General features: G+C 30.1%; 2 protein-coding genes. One reads left to right on the top strand and one right to left on the bottom strand.

Annotation, left to right across the window (positions count from 1 at the left end; translation table 11 throughout):
* On the top strand, positions 1 to 222 hold a 222-nt coding region (locus I6E11_RS14440), incomplete at its 5' end, for a DUF6057 family protein (RefSeq protein ID WP_235338810.1).
* Between the two features lie 5 nt (positions 223 to 227).
* On the opposite strand, the gene I6E11_RS14435 is transcribed toward I6E11_RS14440, so the two are convergent.
* The gene (locus I6E11_RS14435; RefSeq protein WP_235338809.1) at positions 228 to 1,712 is read right to left on the bottom strand and encodes a TolB family protein; all 1,485 of its coding nucleotides are present in this window, start codon (positions 1,710 to 1,712) and stop codon (positions 228 to 230) included.
* Positions 1,713 to 2,350 lie beyond the last annotated feature (638 nt).

The raw sequence follows: 2,350 nt of genomic DNA, 5'->3' as shown, positions 1-2,350 counted from the left end.
GAGTATATGGTTGAGTATGGAATGAGAAACTTTTATCTTAAATATATGGCAAAATGCGCATTGTTGAATGAAGAATATACTTTGGCTGAAAAATATTTAAATCTTCTATCAGGTAATTTTTTCTATAAGGAATGGACTGATAGGTATAGGAAATACATAGATAATCCAGATTTGATAAAACAAGACAAGGAAATGCAGTCCATTCCTGTTCAAAGTGAATAAATCATTCAATTGGAGAAATTGGCATTTATCGCATCATTGTCTACTGCATTCTTGAGTTTATTCAATGAATACGAAAAAGGATTTATCATAAATTCAGGTATATTGAACGATTTGAACAGGTTTTTATATGTTTCAGGATTTTTCTGAGGTACAATAAAAGGTTTTCCACAAATACCGTTATTAAAGCTTGCTATGTATGGCCTTGTGTAGGAACCATCATCTCTTCTTGAACTGAATATAATCCATGCTCCATTCGATGACCACGAGTGATAGCTTTCCACATCATTACTGTTAATATTATCGAGTGGATATATTTCGTTTGTATCAAGATTGATCAGATACAGGTCACTGCTTTTGTGCCATATATGGAAATTACCGTAATCTCCTAATGTTACAAGAAGGTATTTACCATCTGAAGATACACGTGGCAGTGTTGCACTTTTTTCGAAGTCTGAAGCCTTATAGATGGTATCAACCTTTTCTTCGAAACGCAGTTTGTTTGTGTCGAATTTTTTTCTCAGAATATTATAATGGATATTTTTATAGTTCGACATCATTTTGCTTTTGTCAGTAATGCATTCTTCCGGATAATCAGCCGACGAATAATATAGATATTTACCGTCAGGACTCCACGAAGGGAATGTTTCCATCTGGCATGTGTCGTTTGCTATATATGAAACTTCATTTTTATCTATATTATACAATACCAGATTAGAACGTGAATCTATCACTTCAACTTTTTCTTTGCTCACTTGATGAAAGAACTGTGATGTCTTATTTATTGAATAAGCTATTATATTCAAATAAGGATGCCATGCAGGATATACACCGCTTGAAATAAGATTGCCTGTTTTCAGGTTTACTTTAGTTATTTTATCAGGTGTTGCAATTAGTGTTCCTCCATGGTATAGACGTATATGAAACTGCGATTTGTTTGTAAGGTTGTAATTCTGAGTAGAATGACAGTTTATACATTGTCCTTCACTGTCTACGTTTGAATAATGGTTTTTGTATATAACTTTTTCTTCAAAGTTTGTCAGATTTCTTTGGTTGATAGACATATTTTCAAACAGTTCGTATGATGGTTCTATTAGTCTGTACGTAATATAGTTGTCTATATTTTTATCTGAAATAAAGTTTTTCAATGTAGAATACTTATTCCACTTATTTCCTTTTTTCAGAAATATGTCTGTAAAAATAGTATCATTCTTGTTTTCGAGAAGTAATTTATGCCATTCATCTATATCCCAATCTACTATTTGTCCGGATGAAATAATGGTATCCCCATTCGAAGAATATGATATGCTTATATATTTCTCGGCTTTATTTTTTATTTGAAAGTTCAAAGGAGCAATATTGTAAGGTATTGTACAACAGTTATAGTCTGGGTAAATCTCTGGAATTTCTTTAGAGATAATAAAATCCTTTGGAATATTGTCATTGCAAGCACATACAAAAAACAGAACGATAGTATATAAAATATTCTTCATAAATTATAAAGTTAATGGTTTAATATCAAAATATCATGGAAATGCTATGATATTATGGAAACAAAAATACTTATTTTTTCAAATAAAGTTATTATCAGTAGTTTAAATAAATATTCTGTGCTTTTCAGTATTATGCAAAAAAAATTCTCAAAATGTTTTAAGTGAAAATATATTCATTGTTAACAAATATGGATAGATTACGCAGATTTATTAAACTGTGTTATAAAACACACGTTTTCGCGCACAAAACTTGCAGATTAGGAAAAAGTCCGTACCTTTGTACTGTGTTTTTCATAGTATTAGATTTTAAGGTTAACAAAGGTTGGAGTACAGCGGTACTCCTTTTTTTATGTCCATACGTTAAGTCATATTTTCATTGTTTAAAAACGACAGTTCATTTTACTTTAAACGACTTGTCGTTTTATGAAAAATGAACTGTCGTTTTATAATACTGTTTGTATGTAATAATAAAAACACTATATTTGTTGGCTGAAAAACGGGGGATATCTTTAAAACTATTTTTTCATGATTGATTTTTGCATCTACTTTTAGGTACACCAATGCATAGAAACTTTTGAAAATAAGAAATGCATAAAATCAGTAATTTCTAAAAATATACAAACGGGAGACATCATAAT

The sequence above is a fragment of the Bacteroides caecigallinarum genome, assembly GCF_021531075.1.
Taxonomy (GTDB): Bacteria; Bacteroidota; Bacteroidia; order Bacteroidales; family Bacteroidaceae; genus Phocaeicola; species Phocaeicola caecigallinarum_B.
Note: the sequence above shows the minus strand (reverse complement) of the source record. Positions and strands in the feature narration are given on the sequence as shown.

Coding starts and splice junctions, on each gene's coding strand:
- I6E11_RS14435 (WP_235338809.1), bottom strand. CDS start 1,712: ATGAAGAATATTTTATATACTATCGTTCTGTTTTTTGTATGTGCTTGC.